We start from the raw sequence: 18,285 nt of genomic DNA on the forward strand, positions 1-18,285 counted from the left end.
AAAAAAACTAGATTTCTCATAGAAATAGGAAGATATTTTTGTAGTATATTTGTTATTAAATTAATAAAAGTAAAAATGAAAAAGAAATTTATTGTATTAGGAGTTTTATTGGCAATTTTTGGTTCTACCAAAACAAATGCACAAATTAATTTTGGAGATAAAGCAATTGGAGCAGTTCAGAAGGGTGTTAGCGGTTTTACTTTTAGTAATGCCGATGCAGCAAAACTGTCTAAAGAAGCGGTAGATAAATTGGATGCAGAGCACGAAATTGCTGGCCCAACAGATGGTTATGCGATACGATTAAACCGTGTTTTTGGAAAACATGCATCTGGAGACGGATTTACTTTAAATTATAAAGTTTATAAATTGAAAGAAGTAAATGCTTTTGCAACGGCAGACGGAAGCGTTCGAGTATATTCTGGATTAATGGATATCATGGATGATAACGAATTAATTGCTGTAATCGGTCACGAGATTGGACACGTAGCCAATAACGATTCTAGAGACGCTATTCGTGCGGCTTACCAGAAAGAAGCTTTAATGGACGGAGTAGCTTCTCAATCGGCGACTGTGGCAACAGTTACAGACAGCCAGCTTGGGAAAATAGGAAGCGCTATTATTGACAGTAAATATAGCCGTAAACAAGAATCGGAAGCCGATTTATTTGCTTACAATTTCATGAAGAAAAACGGCTATGATGTGAATGCTGAAGAATCTGCTTTTAGAATTTTAGCTAAAATGAGCGAAGGATCTGAAGCTTCATTTATTGACCAGATGATGAGTTCTCACCCTGATTCTAAGAAAAGAGCAGATGACGCGAAAAAAAGAGCAGAAAAAGATGGTTTGTATAAACCGTATGTACAGCAGAAGATTGTAAACACCGTTCCTGCAACGACAACTAAAAAAGCTACAACAACTACAAAGAAAAAAACTACAGCAAAAAAGAAATAAGAGTTGTTTCTTGAAAATTATAAACCCCGTCAAATTTTTATCTGACGGGGTTATTTTTTTATCCTAAAACATGAAAGGCAAGAATCTTTTGCACTTCATAAACATTAACCGATTTGTTGAATTGTTTTACGATGCTTGGTTGCTGTTCGCTCGAAATCCAGATTTTTAATTCAGCATCCAGATCGAAAGTTCCGGCAGTTTCTACACTGAATCTTGTAATGTTTTTGTAAGCAATAGATTTGTATTCTGTTTTGCTTCCAGTAATTCCTTGTACATCAACTAAGATTAATCTTTTGTTTGTAAAAATGAAAGTATCGCGAATAAGTTTAAAACCCATTTCGATTTCTTCATTAGCCGTTAAAAGCTGTCCGTATTTTTTAATTAAATCTTCCTGACTTACAGAACCTGCATTGCCAAGAATAGCTGAAAATATTCCCATTATTTTGTTTTTAATTCGTTAAAATAAAATCCGTTTTTGAAGCAGTAAATGTAGTTGATTTTTGAATTAAAAATAAACAAAAAAGCAGAACCTAAAGTTCTGCTTTTTCACTTTTCAAAATATCTATTTTTTATTCAACCTCTGTTTTAATTGTAATCGGAAGATTGTATGCTGTTCTTACAGCTTGTCCGTTAAGGATTCCAGGAGTCCATTTTGTTTTTAATGATTTTAAAACTCTAACAGCTTCTTTTCCCATTCCGAAACCAGGATCATTTTTAACCATAATGTCAGTAAGCGATCCATCTTTTTCAACTACAAACGAAACATACACTCTTAATGTTTTTTCTGCATCAAGCTCTGGTCTGCGGAAATTGTTTCCCACATATTTGTAAAACTGAGCAATTCCGCCTGGAAATTCTGGAAGTTTATCCAAAACTGCAACAGAAACAGGATCGTTAGTTGGTGGTGCAACCGAAGCAGCGTCTCCATTTCCTCCTCCGCCTCCAGTTGTAGGCAAAGTATTAGTTGCCGTTCCTGTTCCAGTAGTGTTTTCTACAACTGGACCATTGTCAACATTTGGTGCAATTTCTTGAACCGCATCTTGTGTTCTAGTTACTACAGGATTCGTTAATTGAACTGCATCTGTTTGACTTGCGGCAGTTTGTTCTACTACTGGTGCAGGTGGCGCTGGTGGCGGTGGCACAACAGTAGGGTCAATGTTTACAATCGTTGGAGGTTCGTAAATCATTGGCTCTGGCTCAGGTTCAATTACTGACGAATTAAATTTGCTAATGAGTGCAGATGCACTTCCTATAGCTGTTAATAACAATAAACCCATAAAGAGAGCTGTTACAGAATTTTTAGAATTCTCTTGACGTAATTGGTATGCGCCGTACTCTTTGTTTTTGTTCTCGAAAACAAGATCGGTCCACTTGTTTTCATAAATACTTAATTTAGACATAATTTTTGGGTTTTAAGGTTAAGTAACTTTAAATCATACGCAGAAAAGGTTTAGGTTTGAGCTAACAACGTAAAAGTTGTAGTTTTAGTGTTGTGGAAATCTATTTATTTTAAGAATAAAAGTGATAATAATTTATTCTTTATTTAAAGATAATAAATTATCTGTTACGTTCAATAATTTCTGCCAATAATTTTTTAGCACGTAAAAGCTTTACTTTAACGCTGCTTAAAGGCTCATCAATCTTAGCCGCAATTTCCTGATAAGACATTTCTTGAAAATAACGAAGCTGAATTACTTCTTGGTAGTGTGGTTTAAGTTCTTTGATGCATAAGAGCAGACGAGAAAGATTCTGTTCTTTAATTAAAGCATCTTCTGCAGATGGAGTAGGGTCGGCAATGTTGTATGCCTGTTGGTCTTCGTTGTCTGTGATTTCTATAAAAAGATTGGTTTTCTTTTTTCGAAGTAAATCAATATAGACATTTTTTGCAATCGCTATGAGCCAGGTATTAAACTGGAATTCTGGATTATAAGAGGCTATTTTGTCAAAAGCTTTAGAGAAAGTTTCAATGGTAATATCTTCTGCAGTGGTTTCATTTTCGGTACGTTTGAGCATAAAAGCATACACCTCATTCCAATAATGATCTAATAAAAAAGTAAAGGCGATCTGATCGCCTTTTTTTGCTTTTTCTATTTTAGAATTTATTTCCAATATACGGGTTTTGAAAAGATATTAGTTATAAAGATATTAATTTGCGTTAATATAAGCGCTATCTCAACAACTGGAAACCAAATTTTAATATCTTTTTCTTTTAATTTTCCTGCCGAACATCCAATTACTGTCCATACAACAGTATAGCGTGTTGCTAAAATGGCTAATACCGCAATCCATTGAAATTGGAATGCTAATAAAATAATAACTAATAAAAAGAAAAATAATTGTGACAGGAAGAATAATCCTAACTGCATTTTGTCAAAAAACTTATAATGCTCTGCAGTCGAAATGTGTCTTCTTTTCTGAGTAAACCATTCTTTGTAAGTTGTTTTAGGTTTTGAATACGTAAAACTTTCTGGTGTATAAGAGATGGTAGTATTTTCTTTATTCGCAGCCTGATTAATAAACAAATCGTCATCGCCAGAGCGAATTTGAATGTGATCAATAAAGCCGTTTACATTAAAAAACTCTTCTTTTTTATAGGCAAGATTTCTGCCGACTCCCATATACGGAAGTCCTATTTTTGCCCATGAAAAATATTGCATTGCAGTAAGGACGGTTTCAAAGCGAATAACTTTGTTTAGAAATGAACGCTCTACTTTTTCGTAACCGCCATAGCCCAAAACGATTGTTTTGTTCATAGTAAATTGCGAAGTCATCGACGTGATCCAGTCTTTCGAATTTGGAAAACAGTCTGCATCTGTAAATAATAAATAATCTTTTTTTGCAGCTTTTATTCCAAGCGTTAAAGCGTATTTTTTATTTCCCCAAAAAGCTTCATTATTCTCGACTTTTACCAAACGGATATTAGAAAATTCTTTTTCAAATTCTTCAAAAACTTCAAGAGTTTCATCGCTGGAAGCGTCGTCAATTAAAACAATTTCAAAATCAGGGTAATCTTGCTGTGCCAAAAGCGGAATGAATTTTTTAACATTCTCTTCTTCGTTTTTTGCGCAAACAATTACAGAAACTGGAAGATTTTTAGGTTTTACATGCTGTGGTTTGGCAAATGCAAATTTTCCAAAAATTCCGAGATAATAAAAAAGTTGAACTACAACAATAGCAATAAAAAAGTAAAATATGTATATAAGCATCTGATTTATTAGGTTCTATTAATTTCACGTTCTGCGACTGCAAATGTACTTATCAATTCGCTAAATTCAATAGCCAAAACCGATTTACTTTCGGCATTTTGACATTTCTTTTGCAACAGCAATAGACTGAGGGTTTTCGGTTTTTTCCAGTTCCGAAATTATGTTTGTATAATTATGATCGTCGCGGTTTTGAGAAAGTTTTTTGGTTGCCTGAATTTCTTCAATTTCAATTTCAAAACCAAAGATTCCGCGCGCTTCACGCATTGTTTTTTGAGATAAATCTTCAACACGAACTGGGTTTGCAGAATTTACTTCATATTTATCTACAAGCTTTTTCAGTTGCTCTACAGAAGTTTTGTAATCTACGATCTTGATTTTTCCGTAAACATGTACGGCTATATAATTCCAAGTAGGAACATTTTCATGATCGTACCAAGAAGAAGAAATATAACTGTGCGGACCCGTAAAAACAGCCAAAACTTGATCATTTTCCTTAAAACCTTCAGCCTGCGGATTCAGTTTTGAAATATGCCCCTGCAAAACTTCTTTTCCATCAGCATTCAATTCTAATTCTATCGGAATATGTGTAGCGGTCAATTTCCCGTTTGTCTGATTTATCAGGATTCCAAAACTATTTTCTTTTAAAAAAGCTCTAATTTCTTCCTGATTTTCGTTTTTGTATAAGTCTGGAGTGTACATATTCTTGTTTATGCAATTTGTCACATTGAGCGAAGTCGAAATGTTTTTCATAAGGGCTTCGACTCCGCTCAGCCTGACAAAAGGTTAATTCGTGAAAATTAGTGAAATGTGTTTTTTAAATTACATTTACTTCCGCTTCAATTTGGATTCCAAATTTTTCAAAAACGGTTTTCTGAACTTCTTTCGAAACAGCTAAAATTTCCTGTCCCGTTGCGTTCCCGTAATTCACCAAAACTAACGCTTGATTTTTATGAACTCCAGCGTCGCCAAAACGTTTTCCTTTAAAACCTGCTTGTTCAATTAGCCAACCCGCAGGAACTTTTACTTCAGTTTCAGAAACTTCATAAAACTTCATTTCTGGGAATTTCTGATGGATTTTCTCAAATTCAGATTTTGATATAATTGGGTTTTTAAAGAAACTTCCGCTGTTTCCTAATTCTTTCGGATCGGGTAATTTACTTTGTCTAATGGCAATTACAGCATTGCTGACATCTTTTAAAGTTGGTTCTGTAATATTGTTTTTGGCCAATTCTGCCAAAATATCTCCGTAAGAAGTATTGATTTTATGATTGCGTTTGGTCAGTTTAAATATAACCGAAGTAATAATATATTGGTCTTTTACTTCATGTTTGAAAATACTTTCGCGGTAGCCAAAATTACATTCGGCATTATCAAAAGTTTTCATTTCTTGAGTTGCAATATTCATCGCTTCGCAAGAAACAAAGGTGTCTTTAATCTCAGTTCCGTAAGCGCCGATGTTCTGAACTGGAGTTGTGCCAACATTTCCAGGAATAAGCGACATGTTTTCTAAGCCTCCAAAATTATTTTCAATGGTCCAAAGAACAAAATCATGCCAAGTTTCTCCCGCCTGACTTTCGACCCAAACAAAATCGTCGTCTTCTTTTATGATTTTTTTACCTTTTAAATCGATATGAATAACCAGCGCCTCAATGTCTTTGGTTAAAAGCATATTGCTTCCACCACCCAAAATAAATTTTTTCTCGTTTTTGTTTTCTTGTAAAACTGTCTTTAGTTCAGCAATAGAATGAACGGCAACGAATTGTTTTGCATTGGCTTCAATGCCGAAAGTATTATATTTTTTTAAAGAAAAATTGGATTGGATTTCCATAAATAAAAGGCTTTTTAATATAGTTCAAAAGTATGAATTATAATTTTTGGTTTGACCTCGAAGATGTAAAGTTTGTAAAGCTTTTTTTTAGGACAGAAACTTTGCTTGTTTTTTTATAAATTGAGTAACCATTTTTTGTAAGTTTGAATTAAATGTAATAGTGTAATTATGTCAAAATCAATTAGTAGAAACAGACTAGTATTTTTTCTTATTCTAAATATATTTTTGTCAATATCTTCTTTTGCGCAAAGTAATATAGTAGGAGAATGGAAAACAAAAGATATAATTGGGTATACAGATGTTGCAGAATATTCTTTGACAAAAGAGAAAGAAGCTAATTACGGTCGTAGTTTAACATTTAAGTCAGATGGTACATTTTTTTGTGGTGCGGCAGTAAAATGTCTTAATGATTGTTTCGTTTTTACTTCTGGAACATATGTGCAAGTTGATACTAATCATATACATTTAATTGTAAAAGAGGCTCATTTTGTTGGATTAACTTGCAAAATGAAAAACTTGAGTAAAGAAGATATTATTAAAGATTTAGGTGTCTTTTACATTCATGAAGAAGGGGGAACAATTCGATTAATTCCGAGTAACGGAGTTTTGGAGGATGATAAAAAAGTTTCTTTGGCCGATCAAAAAAATAAAAGCTAAAACTATTTACTTGTTTGTGAGTTTAATAACTCATGATATTTCTCTGAAATAATCTTCATATTAGTATCATAATTAGCATTCTCTTCAACAAATTTTCTATTTCGAATAATCGCTTCGTTTCGTAATTCAGGATTTTCAAAAGACCAGATCAATTCTTCAGCTAACATTTCGATATTATCAATTTCAATCAACTGTCCGTTTTCACGATGTGTAATCCAGCTTTGATTTCCTGGAATATCAGAAACTATGGGAAAACAATTGCAAGCCATAGCCTCGAACAAAGAAGCAGAAACGCCTTCTGTAATTGGCATACTGATATAAATGTTCGATTGCTGCAATAATTTTGGAAGTTCAGTATTCGGAATCCTTCCCGTAAAAATCACTTTATTTTCGATTTGAAGTTCTGTTGCTAAATTTTTCAAAAACTGCAATCTATTTCCATCGCCGACAATTGTCAGTGAGAAGTCAATTCCTTTCTGATTTAAAATTCCGAAAGATTTTAAAATAGAATCGTGTCGGTATTCTGGTTGAAGCGAACGCGTTACAATTGCTTCAATTTTATTTGAATTATTAGTCGAAGGACTAAAAAGTGATAGATTAATTCCTTTAGGGAGAACCAAAACTTTATTCATATCTACACCCGTTGCCTTCATATGAATTGCCATTACTGGCCCCCAAGCGTGAATTAAATGTGCTTTTTTGAAGGCATATTTTTGAATGAACTTTTTAAACGGATATAAAACAGAGCCTTCAGGCCATAAATCGGTTCGGCCTTGCTGTGCGATGGCAATGGTTTTAGATCCGGATATTGCTGCAAGAAAACCGTAACTGGTCGTTCTTTCTGCAATTACCATATCTGGTTTTTCTTTTTTAATGATTTTTCGAATGGAAAGCGGAGAAAAAAGATATTCTAAAATACGTTTGAATCTATAATTGTTAGAAGTTTGAAGTTCCCAAGTTATAATTTCAAAATCGCCAAATTCCTTCAAACCTTTCATCCAAGTTATAGCATCGGCGCGATAAGATTCTCCAAGAAAAAGTATTTTCCTTTTCATTCGATTGTTTTTTTTCGCCACAGATTAAAATGATTAAAAAGATTTTTTGCAGTTGCTAAAAAATAATCTGTGAGAATCTGTGAAATCCGTGGCAAATAAAACTAAAATTCGTCAGTTTCCAAAGCGCGGTTGATAAATTCGTTAAGTGGTTTTAGAGCAATAAGTTTTTGGCTCATTTTCTTAACGAAGTCTTTCTGTGTAACTTCAGAAATATCATATTTTTGAGTTGCTGTAAAGCTTTTTAATTTCAAAAACTCAATTGCCGGATGGTCTTTTTCGTAACCGCGTGGCATGCTTTTAAGCGAATTGTTTTCGTTTACGTCTAAACTTCCGAATTCCTTTTTGAAATTTTTATCATTTAGAATTTCTTGTAAATCGTCATAGAAAAAAGCAATTTCTTTACGGACTTTCTTTAAATCTTCTGCTTCAGGCGAATAGAATCCGCCAGCAATAAAACTCGCGCCTTTTTCGATGTGAACGTAATAACCAGAACGATTTGCGCCTTTTGCACCCGCTGACATCCAAACGCCCAAATGTGCTTTGTATGGCGATTTGTCTTTAGAAAAACGAATGTCGCGATTAATTCTGAAAGTACAGTTTTTAACTTCAAGTAATTCTAATGAAGGATCAAGTGGTTTCATGGCATCCAAAAAATCACCTACCAATTGATGGTAATCTTTCTTGAAAACTTCGTATCGTTTTTTATTTTCCTGAAACCATTCTCGATTGTTGTTCTTTTTTAAATCGTCTAAAAATTGCAATGATTCTTTCGTTAGCATATACCTTTATATATTATTTATTGCAGTTAATGTTTTTGCTAATTTACTGATTTCTTAAAAGAAAGTTTGCCACGAATTGTTTTTTGCCACGAATTTCACAAATTAACACAAATTTTATCCCTTTAATCTGAGGCGAAAATGTTGCCGCAAAGATTTCAACCACAAATTACACAAATTTGCGCAAATTAATTTCTAACCAGTGTATCTACAGATTTCATAGATGCGCACAGATTTTTAATCATTACAATTCTCTATTCTGAGCAAAAAAATAATTTGTGAAAATTTGTGTAATTTGTGGTAAAACCTCTCAATCTGTGGCTAAAATAAAATGCGTAAAATTAATTAGCGTAAATTCGTGTAATTCGTGGCAAACAAAAACTTTATAGATTAAATATCTTATAACTCTGATGCGTCGATTTTACAATCGCTTCGGTTCTTTCTGGATGTGTGTCAGAAATAAAAAGCTGTCCAAACGTTTCGCTGTTTACCATTTCTATGATTTTGGCAACGCGCGTTTCGTCCAGTTTGTCAAAAATATCATCAAACAAAAGAATGGGTTTTACACCACTTTGTTTTTTCAAGAATTCAAATTGCGCCAATTTTAAAGCAATCAGAAAAGATTTTTGCTGTCCTTGCGACCCGAATTTTTTTATCGGATGCGAATCAATTTCAAAAGATAAATCGTCTTTATGAGTTCCAACAGTTGTGTAGTGAAGCGCTCGATCTTTGTTAATGTTTTCCTGTAAAAGCGTCAGAAGATCTTTTTCGAACAAATGACTTTCGTAAACCAGCTGCACACTTTCTTCAGAACCTGTTATTTCGTGATGATGTTTGTTAAATATAGGTATAAACTGCTCAAGAAAATCTTTTCGTTTTTCAAAAATCGATTTTCCGTAACCTTGCAGCTGCTCATTATATATAGATAAGGTATCGTTATCAAAAACATGATTCAGAGCAAAATATTTTAAAAGCGCATTTCGCTGTGTAATTACCTTTTGGTATTGTATTAATTCGTGCAGATAAGTGGCGTCTAACTGCGAAATCACACTGTCCATAAATTTACGGCGTGTTTCGCTTCCTTCAATAATCAAATCGCGATCTGCCGGCGAAATAATAACCAGCGGAATAAATCCGATATGATCTGAGAATTTATCGTAAGGTTTTCCGTTTCGCTTTAAAACCTTTTTCTGTCCTTTTTTTAAACTGCAGACAATCTGCTCGGTTCTATCATTTTTTTCTAGTTCGGCATCAATCACAAAAAACTCTTCGCCGTGTTTGATGTTTTGAACAGCAAGCGGATTAAAATAACTTTTTCCATAAGCCAAATGGTAAATGGCATCAAGCACATTGGTTTTTCCAATGCCATTTTTACCCACAAAACAGTTGATTTTGATGTCGAAATCAAAATTTGCTTCGGAAAAGTTTTTGTAATTAAATAAAGAGATTTTGTTTAAATGCATTTTTGAAAGAAAGTACAAAGGTACAAAAAGGAAGATTCTTAAAGAAGTTTAATAGTTTTAGAAATTCAATTCAAAATCTTCCGTTTCTTACATACAAAAAGAGGATTGTAATTTAGTGCTACAATTATCCCAAAAGTGCTATTGTAAATGGGTATGCCGTGGTTTTGAGTTGATTTGTTTTTTACGCTTTCGCGGAAGCAAAAAAGCAATTGCAAAATATTTCTTTTAAAATAGTGATAAAATTGAAATTTTTTACGTCAATTTCAATAAAAATTTTATTTTTGCCGTTCACTAAATAAATTTTAAATGGCAACTTACAATAAAAGAGGATATAAGACACCAAAAGAAAAGGAAGTTAAAGAAGTTACTGAAGAGCAACAAGTAGTTATTGATGAAAAAGATAGCACAACGGCTGGAGTTTTCTCAAAATTAGACGAAACTGCTTCAAAAACTGAGGATTGGGTGGCTAAAAATCAAAAAATCATTATTGGTTTAGTTGCTGGTATTGCAGTTGCTACAATTGGATATTTGGCTTACCAAAAATTTATTGCTACTCCAAAACAAGAAGAAGCTGCAAGTGAAATGTTTGTTGCTCAGCAAAACTTCGAAAAAGCAGTAAATGGTGTTTCTAGCGATTCATTATTCAAATTATCATTGAATGGTTCTGAAGGTAAATTCGGATTTATTAAAATCGCTGACGAATATTCTGGAACAGATGCTGGAAACTTAGCAAATTACTATGCTGGTATTGCTTACTTAAATACTGGTAAATTTGATGAGGCAATTAAATATTTAGGTGAATTCAAATCGGAAGATGTAGTCTTAACTGCTTTAGCAAAAGGTGCTACAGGAGATGCTTACTCTCAAAAAAATCAGCAAAAAGAAGCTTTAGATTTTTATGTAAAAGCTGCTGAGTCTAACAAAAACGATTTTACAACGCCTCGTTTCTTGCTAAAAGCTGGAAAAACGGCTTTAGCTTTAGGACAAAAAGAAGATGCATTGAAATATTTCAATGACATTAAAGATAATTACGACAGTACTCCAGAAGCAGCACAAGTTGATGCTTTGATCGGATTAGCGCAATAATATTATTGTAGAGTTAAGATTTTAGATTTTAGATTCGTATTTTAGCAATCTGAAATTTAATATCTAAAATCTAAAATATACAGATGGCTACTGAAAATAAAAATCTATCAGAATACGATAAAAACACAATCCCAAACGCGAAAGACTTTCGGTTTGGGATTGTTGTTTCTGAATGGAATGATACTATAACAGAAGGACTTTATAATGGCGCTTTTGACGCTTTAGTTGATTGTGATGTTCCTGCTCAGCAAATTATCCGTTGGAATGTTCCGGGAAGTTTTGAGCTGATTTACGGAGCTAAAAAAATGCTTCAGACACAAAATGTTGATGCCGTTATCGTAATTGGATGCGTAATTCAAGGAGAAACAAAACACTTCGACTTTGTTTGTGAAGGTGTGACACAAGGAATTAAAGATCTAAATGTTCAAACTGATATCCCAGTTATTTTCTGTGTTTTAACAGATAATAATATGCAGCAGTCAATTGACAGAAGCGGAGGAGTTCATGGAAACAAAGGAACAGAAGCGGCAATTGCAGCAATCAAAATGGCTTACATTCGCCAGCAGGCTTCAATAGCACATGTTTTTAATCAGCCATTATTGTCTTCAGGAGCGCTTCAAATTGAAGATTCTCCAAGAAAAATAGAAAACGAATAAGACACATTTGTTTTAATAAGATTAAAACCTATACTGTGTAATAACGGTATAGGTTTTTTTGTTTTTTTTATGATTATTCTTATTCTAAAAGCCAATCAAAATTCACTAAATTTGTACTTCTTGGTTTATAAAAACCGAATCTAAACTTTAAAATTATTTTTGCTTAATGTCGAGTATTATTCAATTGCTTCCTGATCACGTTGCTAACCAAATTGCTGCTGGAGAGGTGGTTCAAAGACCAGCTTCAGTCGTAAAAGAATTGTTAGAAAATGCTGTTGATGCCAAAGCAACTGATATTAAATTAATTATAAAAGATGCTGGTAAATCGCTAGTTCAGGTTATCGATAATGGTGTCGGAATGACCGTTACCGATGCGCGTTTGTGTTTTGCCCGTCATGCTACTTCCAAAATCCGTCAGGCAGAAGATTTGTTTTCGTTGGGAACAAAAGGTTTCCGTGGAGAGGCTTTGGCTTCAATTGCGGCGATTGCTCACATGGAAATGAAAACCAAACAAGATCAGGACGAACTGGGCACACATATTATAATTGAAGGAAGTAAATTTGTTTCGCAAGAAGTGGCCGTTTTGCCAAAAGGAACTTCATTTGCGGTTAAAAACTTATTTTTTAATATTCCCGCTCGCCGTAATTTCTTAAAGTCTGATACGGTTGAATTTCGACATGTTATGGATGAGTTTCAGCGTGTAGCGTTGGCGCATCCTAATATTCATTTTAGTTTTTACCATAACGGCAGCGAGATGTATAATCTTCCGTCAGCAGGATACCGCCAGAGAATTGTTGGTATTATGTCTGGAAAAACAAATGAAAAATTAGTTCCGGTAAACGAAGACACAGAAATTATAAATGTTCAAGGTTTTGTTTGCAAGCCTGAATTTGCTAAGAAAAATAGAGGAGAGCAGTTCTTTTTTGTAAACGATCGATTTATAAAAAGTAGTTTTCTGCATCATGCAGTAATGTCTGCTTACGACGGATTGCTGAAGGATGGTTCTCAGCCAAGTTATTTCTTGTATCTGCAAGTTCCGCCAAATACAATTGATATCAATATCCATCCAACCAAAACAGAAATTAAATTTGATGACGAACAGGCTTTGTATGCTATTTTAAGAGCGTCTATCAAACATAGTTTAGGGCAGTTTAATGTTGCTCCAGTTTTAGATTTTGATAGAGATGCCAATTTAGATACGCCTTATCATTATAAAGATGTAGAAGCAGAAGTGCCAACTATTCAGGTAGACGGAACTTTTAATCCTTTTACAGATGATAAAACGAATCAGCATTATAGCAAAGGTTCTTCGGGATCATCGGGATATAGTTCGGGTTCATCATTTTCGTCTTCATCAGGATCTTCATCTTCTGGATCATCGTATTCGGGTTATTCTAAAAGAGTAGAACCAACTGCAAGCTGGGAAAGTTTATATGTTGGCCTAGATGTCGAAAATCCAGAAAGCTTAGAAAGTTCGCCATTTACATTCGAAAACGAGGAAGTAACCTCTTCTTTATTTGATGATGAAGAAGTAGAACAAGCGACGCAGAAGACGTATCAGATTCATAAAAAATATATTGTTTCGCCAATAAAATCAGGAATGATAATTGTCGATCAGCAGCGTGCACATCAGCGTATTTTGTACGAACAATTTTTGCTGAATATGACCGTAAATCAAGCTTCTAGCCAGCAATTGCTGTTTCCATTAGATTTGTTTTATTCGTCAAGCGAAATGAAATTGATTGAAGAACTAAAACCTTCGTTAGCAACAACCGGATTTGTTTTTGATGAAAGTAAAACGGATCATGTTGTCATTTCTGGGATTCCAGTAAATATTACAGAAAGTGAAGTTTCTCAAGTTATAGAACAATTGCTGAGCGATTTGCAGGACGGAATTCCGGCAAACAGTTACAGCCAAAACGATACAATTGCCAAGTCGATGGCCAAAAGTTTAGCGGTTAAAACAGGATCTTATTTAACCGAAAAAGAACAAGATAACTTAGTAAACGGTTTGTTTGCTTGTAAAGATCCAAATATTTCACCTTTTCAAAAACCTACCTTTATCACTATGCGTGTTGAAGATATAGATAAAAAGTTTGCTTTATGATGAATATGACTCCAGTAGTTAAACAACTGCTAATTATAAATATAATATTCTTTATTGGATCTCAGATAGTTCCAATTTCATATGACTATTTGATGCTGTATTATCCTGAAAGTGATCATTTCAGAATCTGGCAGATTATTACGCATATGTTTATGCACGCGCCACTGCCAAACTTTGCACATATTTTATTTAATATGTTTGCTTTGTACAGTTTTGGTTCGGCATTGGAACATTTCTGGGGCGGAAAAAAATTCTTGTTTTTCTATATTTCTTGCGGACTTGGTGCGGCATTGCTTCATACAGGAGTAAATTATTTTCAGATTCAATCGCTATTAAGTTCTGTTTCTGATTTGAATTTGTCAAAAGCTGAAATGCATATGATCTTGAATGCAGACTATTCAGCGTTATTTGATGCAAACGGAAAAATGATTCAAGGCGAAATAGCTACTATTTTAAACAAAGCACATTGCACGCAAGAGCAATTCAATTCATTAGCACAGGCGAGTTCCATTATGCAATCTCCTGTTTTAGGGGCTTCTGGAGCAATATATGGATTGCTAACCGCTTTTGCATTTATGTTTCCAAACGCAGGATTGGCATTATTATTTATTCCTGTTCCAATTAAAGCAAAATATTTTGTTCCTGGAATTTTAGCAATTGACTTATTTTTAGGTTTTAAAGGAAGTTCTTTATTTGGAAGCGGAGGAACCGGAATTGCGCATTTCGCACACGTTGGTGGTGCAATTGCAGGTTTTTTAATGATGTTATACTGGAAAAAAAATCAGTTTAATAACAACCGTTGGAATTAATTTTTAACTTTAAAGTACAAATTCTAAAACAAAAGAGTTTCTATGAATATTCTTGATGATTTAAAATTGCAGTATAGATTGGGCGGTATTGCCATGCGAGTGATGTACTGGAATATTGCCTGTTTTATTGTCTCGCTTATTTTCTTCTATAATTATTCAAATGGTCAGTTTGCTTTTCCAAGTTGGCTGGCATTGTCATCAGATCCTCAGGTTTTTATGTTTAAGCCTTGGACTTTTTTAACGTACGCTTTTTTTCACGACGGATTTTTTCATCTGTTGTTCAATATGATGGTGCTTAATTTTGCCAGCACTTTGTTTTTAACCTATTTCACCCAAAAACAATATTTAGGTTTATATCTTTTAAGCGCTCTTTTTGCTGGAGTAGCTTTTGCGCTGAGTTTTTATTTTTCTAATATAAGCGGTTCAATTGTTGGCGCATCTGCTGCTATAATGGCTATTTTGGTGGCAGCAACGACCTATTCTCCTTTGATGAACGTTCGTTTGTTTCTGTTCGGAAATGTAAAGCTTTGGCATATCACAGCGGTTATTATAATTTTAGATTTAATGCAGTTCCGTCTCGGAAATATGGGCGGACATATTTCGCATTTAGCGGGAGCATTTTTCGGATTTGCCTATATAAAACTGCTTCAAAACGGTACTGATTTAAGTATCATTGTTTCTAAAACCCTAGATTTCTTTGTAAATCTTTTTAGAAAATCTCCTAAGACCCCATTCACAAAAGTTCATAAAAATTACAAAAAACCTACAGAAAAAACGACATCAAGAATTGTTACGAAAGATAAAACGCAACAGCAGATTGATGAAATTTTAGACAAAATAAGCCAGTCGGGATACGATTGTCTGACAAAAGAAGAAAAAGAGTTTTTATTTAAAGCTGGAAAATAAACTTGTAGGAAATAAATATGAAAAACCTTTCTTGGTTTAATAAAATAATGTTCTTTTTGAACATAGTGCTGACTGTGCTTACATTTAGTGTCTATGTTTTACCTTTTTTAGCACCCAAAAGCTTTCCGCTTTTATCGGTGCTTACGCTGTTTATGCCAGCATTTTTTGTGGCAAACATATTGTTTTTTGTCTATTGGGGAATTCAGTTTAAAAAACGCCTTATTTTGTCTGGTTTGGTTTTGCTGACCGGAATTACATTCATTAGTAAATTCTATAAATTTTCTGCCAAAGAGTATATTAAAGACGAAAAAGACTTTTCTGTAATGAGTTATAATGTCCGACTTTTTAATGTTTTTAAGTGGCTGGACCGTGATGATATTCCAGAAAATATTAAAGGATTTATTGACGAAAAAGATCCTGATATTTTGTGTATTCAAGAATATTCTAATTCTGCACATTTAGATTTAAAAGTGTATCCGCACCGCTATATTTTTATTGACGGTAAAAAGATTAAAACAGGGCAGGCTATTTTTTCAAAATTTCCTATAATAAATGAGGGTAAAATTATTTTTCCAAAGTCGGATAATAATGTAGTATATGCTGATATAAAGCGTGGAAAAGATGTTATTCGCGTTTATAATATGCACTTGCAGTCTATTAAAATATCTCCCGATGTGAGTGAGATTTCTGATGATATTGATAATGTAAACCAAAAGAAATCGCAACGTATCTATGCTAGAATAAGTAAAGGATTCAAGCAGCAGCAAGAACAGGCTGAAATTTTTAAAGAAAATATTAAGCAGTGTAAAACTCCGTTTATTATATGCGGCGATATGAACAACAGTCCGTTTTCGTATGTATACCGAAGTATTAAAGGAAAGCAAAAAGATGCTTTTGAAGAAGCGGGAGAAGGTTTTGGAGCTACTTATAAATTCAAATATTATCCAGCAAGAATTGACTTCATTTTTACAGACAGTAAAATGAAAGTAAAACAATTTGAAAGCTTTTCTGATTTCGAAAATTCAGATCACTATCCGATTATGACAAGGCTTTCGATGGAATGATTTTTTATATTAGTTAACATTTAAAAAATCAATTTATCAAAAAATAAGGTTTTTCTTAATATGTTCAAAATCATATATTTGTAAGTTTTTTTTGTTTTTCGTTGAAATTTCTTAAAGTTTTTTCTTGTTTTTTATCTTTTGCTTACATATGTTTGTTGCGAAAAATAGAAAAATATTTACAAATAATATTGTTAGATGATTAAAGAAACTGTTAAAACTCAAATTAAGATAGCTGAATTATTTTATTACTTTTTAGTGTTTTTTCTATGCTACACAGCATCGAATAAATTGATTAAATTACAATCTTTTAGGACGAATTTGATTAAAACCACACTTTTTACTCCAGATTTTGCAGATGTATTTTCCATTTGTGTAATCATTTTAGAAATAGCTTTAATCTTGCTTTTAATTTTTTACAGAAAAAATGGGTTGTTGCTCAGTTGTATAACTTTTTTAGCATTTACATTATACATATCAGTTTTGAATTTCAAGGGATTATATGAAGTATGTGGTTGTGGTGGAGTTTTAAATGGCTTACAATATTCTTATCATTTAGTAATTAATATTACATTAATTATTGCTTCTATATTTTCTTTTTTAACATTCCATTCCCTTAATAATGAAAAATAAGTATTTTACGGGACTGATTACAGTTTTTGTAGCGATTATAGTTTGTATAACAATTTTGAATCTAGCAAATTCAAGTTCAAAAAAGAATTATTATTTTGAAAGAGCTTTTGTTAAGAATGATTTTTTGAAATTTTCCAAAACCATTTCTAAACTCAATGATAAAAGTGATTTTTTAATGAACGTCAATTCAGATAGTTTATTAGTTGAGAAAGAACTTTTAGAGAATGTAAATTCTACTGTTTTTTATAAATTGTATTTGTCGGATTTAAATTTTGAGAAAAAAAACAGTAAAGATGTAGATTTACCTTCAAACGCAGATATGAAGTTATGTACTAATAATAGTTTGTTTTATATTCAAAAATTTAAACTATATAATTATAATTTAATTTCTAAAAATAGAAAAGAAATAAATTTAGAAAATTTTAAAATTGTTTCACTTTTACCTTTGAAGGATTCAAATAACAAATTTATTTCTTTTGGTGAATTATTAAAAAATGAAGTTTATTACACGGGTTTTTTTATTATAGATACAAAATTTTCAACGGTTGATTTATTGAAAACCTTGAGCGAATCTAAGGAAAGCAATGTAATAAGTGCATCATTACAGTATTCAGGAAGTTTCTCTTATAATAGTGATAATGGTCTTTTAGCATACTTCTGTAATAAATATTCCAAAATTTATTTTTTCTCCTCTCAAACAGGGTCTTATAAAAAAGTTTTAACAACAAAAGAGGATGTTCCTTTACCTAAAATATTAAAAAATAACAAAGGAGATAGTTTTTATGCGAGAGGAACAACTAGAAATACAAATATGGGTTTTTTTTTGAAAAACGGAAATGTATTTGTTTTTTCAGCAAGATCTCCCCTTGAAAGTGAAATATTAGTTGATATTTATTCTTCTGATTCATTTAAGTATGAGAAAAGCATCAAATTTTTTTATAAAAATTTTGATTCGAAAAGTATTGAAATTGTTATGCTTAAAGATAATAAAATAGTAATGGGATTTAGTACAGATTATGCGGTCTTTAATTTGTTATAAGTTGTACTAGGAAGAAATAAAAAGATTTCTTGTGTCCATAATTTTCAATGTT

Annotated in this window: 19 protein-coding genes; 10 read left to right on the plus strand and 9 right to left on the minus strand. The window is 32.7% G+C overall.

Going from position 1 to position 18,285, the window contains the following annotated elements:
• Positions 1-75 precede the first annotated feature (75 nt).
• Positions 76-951, plus strand: coding sequence for a M48 family metalloprotease (locus tag AC3E9W_RS12475; RefSeq protein ID WP_488768580.1), 876 nt, complete (start codon positions 76-78; stop codon positions 949-951).
• A 58-nt stretch (positions 952-1,009) separates the two neighbouring features.
• Here AC3E9W_RS12475 and AC3E9W_RS12480 read toward each other — a convergent pair whose 3' ends face one another.
• The 6 genes from AC3E9W_RS12480 to murB all read right to left on the minus strand — a co-directional run bounded on the left by AC3E9W_RS12480 (position 1,010) and on the right by murB (position 5,985).
• The gene (locus AC3E9W_RS12480; protein ID WP_008464535.1) at positions 1,010-1,390 is read right to left on the minus strand and encodes a PH domain-containing protein; all 381 of its coding nucleotides are present in this window, start codon (positions 1,388-1,390) and stop codon (positions 1,010-1,012) included.
• Positions 1,391-1,520: 130 nt separating this feature from the next.
• Positions 1,521-2,351, minus strand: a complete 831-nt coding sequence (locus AC3E9W_RS12485) for an energy transducer TonB (RefSeq protein WP_488768581.1) — start codon at positions 2,349-2,351, stop codon at positions 1,521-1,523.
• A 157-nt stretch (positions 2,352-2,508) separates the two neighbouring features.
• Complete coding sequence (locus AC3E9W_RS12490; RefSeq protein ID WP_177212169.1) at positions 2,509-3,060, minus strand: RNA polymerase sigma factor; 552 nt, start codon at positions 3,058-3,060, stop codon at positions 2,509-2,511.
• Positions 3,051-4,157: a glycosyltransferase gene (locus tag AC3E9W_RS12495; protein WP_488768582.1), complete on the minus strand. Its 1,107-nt coding sequence runs from the start codon at positions 4,155-4,157 to the stop codon at positions 3,051-3,053. The genes AC3E9W_RS12490 and AC3E9W_RS12495 overlap by 10 nt, the downstream gene beginning before the upstream one ends.
• A gap of 84 nt (positions 4,158-4,241) precedes the next feature.
• Entirely contained in the window at positions 4,242-4,856 is a 615-nt protein-coding gene (locus AC3E9W_RS12500; RefSeq protein WP_488768583.1) for an FMN-binding negative transcriptional regulator, read from the minus strand.
• 115 nt (positions 4,857-4,971) lie between these two features.
• On the minus strand, positions 4,972-5,985 hold the full coding sequence (gene murB, locus AC3E9W_RS12505; RefSeq protein ID WP_488768584.1) for a UDP-N-acetylmuramate dehydrogenase: 1,014 nt from the start codon (positions 5,983-5,985) through the stop codon (positions 4,972-4,974).
• A gap of 168 nt (positions 5,986-6,153) precedes the next feature.
• On the opposite strand from murB, the gene AC3E9W_RS12510 reads away from it, so the two are divergent.
• Positions 6,154-6,642, plus strand: a complete 489-nt coding sequence (locus tag AC3E9W_RS12510) for a hypothetical protein (RefSeq protein WP_488768585.1) — start codon at positions 6,154-6,156, stop codon at positions 6,640-6,642.
• A 2-nt stretch (positions 6,643-6,644) separates the two neighbouring features.
• Here AC3E9W_RS12510 and AC3E9W_RS12515 read toward each other — a convergent pair whose 3' ends face one another.
• The 3 genes from AC3E9W_RS12515 to recF form a co-directional block, all read right to left on the minus strand.
• Positions 6,645-7,697: a glycosyltransferase gene (locus AC3E9W_RS12515; protein WP_488768586.1), complete on the minus strand. Its 1,053-nt coding sequence runs from the start codon at positions 7,695-7,697 to the stop codon at positions 6,645-6,647.
• Positions 7,698-7,798: 101 nt separating this feature from the next.
• On the minus strand, positions 7,799-8,476 hold the full coding sequence (locus AC3E9W_RS12520) for a DUF2461 domain-containing protein (RefSeq protein ID WP_488768587.1): 678 nt from the start codon (positions 8,474-8,476) through the stop codon (positions 7,799-7,801).
• Between the two features lie 380 nt (positions 8,477-8,856).
• Entirely contained in the window at positions 8,857-9,936 is a 1,080-nt protein-coding gene (gene recF / locus AC3E9W_RS12525) for a DNA replication/repair protein RecF (protein ID WP_488768588.1), read from the minus strand.
• Between the two features lie 306 nt (positions 9,937-10,242).
• Between recF and AC3E9W_RS12530 the strand changes: the two genes are divergently transcribed.
• The 8 genes from AC3E9W_RS12530 (at position 10,243) to AC3E9W_RS12565 (ending at position 18,233) form a co-directional block, all read left to right on the plus strand.
• Entirely contained in the window at positions 10,243-11,022 is a 780-nt protein-coding gene (locus AC3E9W_RS12530) for a tetratricopeptide repeat protein (RefSeq protein WP_306159243.1), read from the plus strand.
• 83 nt (positions 11,023-11,105) lie between these two features.
• The gene (gene ribH, locus AC3E9W_RS12535; protein WP_456895805.1) at positions 11,106-11,678 is read left to right on the plus strand and encodes a 6,7-dimethyl-8-ribityllumazine synthase; all 573 of its coding nucleotides are present in this window, start codon (positions 11,106-11,108) and stop codon (positions 11,676-11,678) included.
• Between the two features lie 166 nt (positions 11,679-11,844).
• On the plus strand, positions 11,845-13,785 hold the full coding sequence (mutL, locus tag AC3E9W_RS12540) for a DNA mismatch repair endonuclease MutL (RefSeq protein WP_488768589.1): 1,941 nt from the start codon (positions 11,845-11,847) through the stop codon (positions 13,783-13,785).
• Positions 13,782-14,594, plus strand: a complete 813-nt coding sequence (locus AC3E9W_RS12545; RefSeq protein WP_306159237.1) for a rhomboid family intramembrane serine protease — start codon at positions 13,782-13,784, stop codon at positions 14,592-14,594. The genes mutL and AC3E9W_RS12545 overlap by 4 nt, the downstream gene beginning before the upstream one ends.
• A gap of 42 nt (positions 14,595-14,636) precedes the next feature.
• Positions 14,637-15,500 carry a rhomboid family intramembrane serine protease gene (locus AC3E9W_RS12550; protein WP_488768591.1) on the plus strand — a complete coding sequence of 288 codons (864 nt, stop codon included), beginning with the start codon at positions 14,637-14,639 and terminating at the stop codon, positions 15,498-15,500.
• A gap of 17 nt (positions 15,501-15,517) precedes the next feature.
• Positions 15,518-16,564, plus strand: coding sequence for an endonuclease/exonuclease/phosphatase family protein (locus tag AC3E9W_RS12555; protein ID WP_488768593.1), 1,047 nt, complete (start codon positions 15,518-15,520; stop codon positions 16,562-16,564).
• 195 nt (positions 16,565-16,759) lie between these two features.
• Positions 16,760-17,194, plus strand: coding sequence for a MauE/DoxX family redox-associated membrane protein (locus AC3E9W_RS12560; protein WP_306159231.1), 435 nt, complete (start codon positions 16,760-16,762; stop codon positions 17,192-17,194).
• Positions 17,184-18,233 (plus strand): hypothetical protein, encoded by a 1,050-nt coding sequence (locus tag AC3E9W_RS12565; RefSeq protein WP_306159229.1) that lies wholly within the window; start codon positions 17,184-17,186, stop codon positions 18,231-18,233. The genes AC3E9W_RS12560 and AC3E9W_RS12565 overlap by 11 nt, the downstream gene beginning before the upstream one ends.
• Positions 18,234-18,285 lie beyond the last annotated feature (52 nt).

The organism is Flavobacterium sp. 38, assembly GCF_057799715.1.

What these genes read in the sequence shown, in the direction of transcription:
- AC3E9W_RS12495 (WP_488768582.1), bottom strand. Translation starts at nt 4,157, where the DNA reads ATGCTTATATACATATTTTACTTTTTTATTGCTATTGTTGTAGTTCAA.
- AC3E9W_RS12485 (WP_488768581.1), bottom strand. Translation starts at nt 2,351, where the DNA reads ATGTCTAAATTAAGTATTTATGAAAACAAGTGGACCGATCTTGTTTTC.
- AC3E9W_RS12560 (WP_306159231.1), top strand. Translation starts at nt 16,760, where the DNA reads ATGATTAAAGAAACTGTTAAAACTCAAATTAAGATAGCTGAATTATTT.
- AC3E9W_RS12545 (WP_306159237.1), top strand. Translation starts at nt 13,782, where the DNA reads ATGATGAATATGACTCCAGTAGTTAAACAACTGCTAATTATAAATATA.
- AC3E9W_RS12480 (WP_008464535.1), bottom strand. Translation starts at nt 1,390, where the DNA reads ATGGGAATATTTTCAGCTATTCTTGGCAATGCAGGTTCTGTAAGTCAG.
- mutL (WP_488768589.1), top strand. Translation starts at nt 11,845, where the DNA reads ATGTCGAGTATTATTCAATTGCTTCCTGATCACGTTGCTAACCAAATT.
- AC3E9W_RS12510 (WP_488768585.1), top strand. Translation starts at nt 6,154, where the DNA reads ATGTCAAAATCAATTAGTAGAAACAGACTAGTATTTTTTCTTATTCTA.
- murB (WP_488768584.1), bottom strand. Translation starts at nt 5,985, where the DNA reads ATGGAAATCCAATCCAATTTTTCTTTAAAAAAATATAATACTTTCGGC.
- AC3E9W_RS12565 (WP_306159229.1), top strand. Translation starts at nt 17,184, where the DNA reads ATGAAAAATAAGTATTTTACGGGACTGATTACAGTTTTTGTAGCGATT.
- AC3E9W_RS12500 (WP_488768583.1), bottom strand. Translation starts at nt 4,856, where the DNA reads ATGTACACTCCAGACTTATACAAAAACGAAAATCAGGAAGAAATTAGA.
- AC3E9W_RS12550 (WP_488768591.1), top strand. Translation starts at nt 14,637, where the DNA reads ATGAATATTCTTGATGATTTAAAATTGCAGTATAGATTGGGCGGTATT.
- AC3E9W_RS12520 (WP_488768587.1), bottom strand. Translation starts at nt 8,476, where the DNA reads ATGCTAACGAAAGAATCATTGCAATTTTTAGACGATTTAAAAAAGAAC.
- AC3E9W_RS12530 (WP_306159243.1), top strand. Translation starts at nt 10,243, where the DNA reads ATGGCAACTTACAATAAAAGAGGATATAAGACACCAAAAGAAAAGGAA.
- recF (WP_488768588.1), bottom strand. Translation starts at nt 9,936, where the DNA reads ATGCATTTAAACAAAATCTCTTTATTTAATTACAAAAACTTTTCCGAA.
- AC3E9W_RS12555 (WP_488768593.1), top strand. Translation starts at nt 15,518, where the DNA reads ATGAAAAACCTTTCTTGGTTTAATAAAATAATGTTCTTTTTGAACATA.
- AC3E9W_RS12515 (WP_488768586.1), bottom strand. Translation starts at nt 7,697, where the DNA reads ATGAAAAGGAAAATACTTTTTCTTGGAGAATCTTATCGCGCCGATGCT.
- ribH (WP_456895805.1), top strand. Translation starts at nt 11,106, where the DNA reads ATGGCTACTGAAAATAAAAATCTATCAGAATACGATAAAAACACAATC.
- AC3E9W_RS12475 (WP_488768580.1), top strand. Translation starts at nt 76, where the DNA reads ATGAAAAAGAAATTTATTGTATTAGGAGTTTTATTGGCAATTTTTGGT.